This is a genomic window from Parasphingomonas puruogangriensis (genome assembly GCF_036663635.1).
Taxonomy (GTDB): Bacteria; Pseudomonadota; Alphaproteobacteria; order Sphingomonadales; family Sphingomonadaceae; genus Sphingomonas.
The window spans coordinates 1-1,067 of sequence record NZ_JAXOJI010000043.1; the positions used below are offsets into that span (position 1 = coordinate 1).

1 protein-coding gene is annotated in these 1,067 nt (G+C 58.0%); it reads right to left on the reverse strand.

Features of this window, described 5'->3' with window-relative positions:
• The coding region (locus U1739_RS21065; protein WP_332710575.1) for a TonB-dependent receptor at nt 1–1,067 on the reverse strand (1,067 nt) is incomplete at both ends.

The following is a 1,067-nucleotide window of genomic DNA, read 5'->3' on the forward strand; positions in this document are numbered from 1 at the left end:
ATGCTGGTGCGGTAATTGTCACGATAGGCACGATCCAGACCGGAGAAATCAATGTCCTGGTTCCGCGTTGCCTTCCAATCACGGTAGGCGGTAATCGATGTCAATGTTGCATTGCCGAAATCCCAGTTCAGCTCGCCCGAAACGCCCCATTCATCGACGGCTTCGGCCAGGTCACGACCGGGTGTCACCGCCATATCGCGGCTGCCGCGCGTGTACGCCGGAATGCCGATGGTACCAGCGGTGCCGCCCAATGCAGGAACGCCTGCAAAGCCGCGAATGATGTTGGTGCCAACAAGCGCAAGCGCAGAGCTGCTGCTCGCGTCAATGCCAGGGAAAATCGACAGGCCGCTCAGCGTGTTTACCGCGCCACAGCAGGATTCGTCGGTCTTTGCGTAATCGCCGATCAGGCGGAAGCTGACATCTTCATTTTCAAACAAGGCCTGACCACGCACGAAATAGCGGTCGATATTGTTGATGCGGTTGTCGCTGTTAACGTCACGGATATAACCGTCACGCTTGTGATAGCCGCCATCAAGACGCAGCGCGAGCTGTTCACTGACCGGGCCGGTTACGCCAGCTTTGACTTCAATTTCGTTGAGATTGCCAGAGCTGCCTTCGACATAGCCGCCGAGTTCAAATTTTGGCTTTTGCGTGGTGATGTTCAATGCACCGGCCGACGTATTGCGTCCGAACAAGGTGCCTTGTGGACCGCGCAGTACTTCGACGCGTTCAATCGGCGGAAGCTCGGCAAGCGCAACGCCTGCACGCGAACGGAACACGCCATCGATGAACACGCCGACGGCAGGTTCAAAACCGGGGTTATCGCCCGCAGTACCAATGCCACGGATCGATAGAACCGCACCGGTTGCGGAGGACTGGCCAGTTGTAGTTTTCAACGATGGGGCAAGCTGCTGGATGCCGCGAATGTCGACAACACCGGCATTGGCAAGCTGTTCGCCGCCAACAACGCTTACGGCGAGCGGCACATCTTGAGCGGCCTGGTCGCGGCGGGTTGCCGTCACGATGATTTCATTATCGGAAAACGCCTCGTCGTCGGCGCCGGTGGT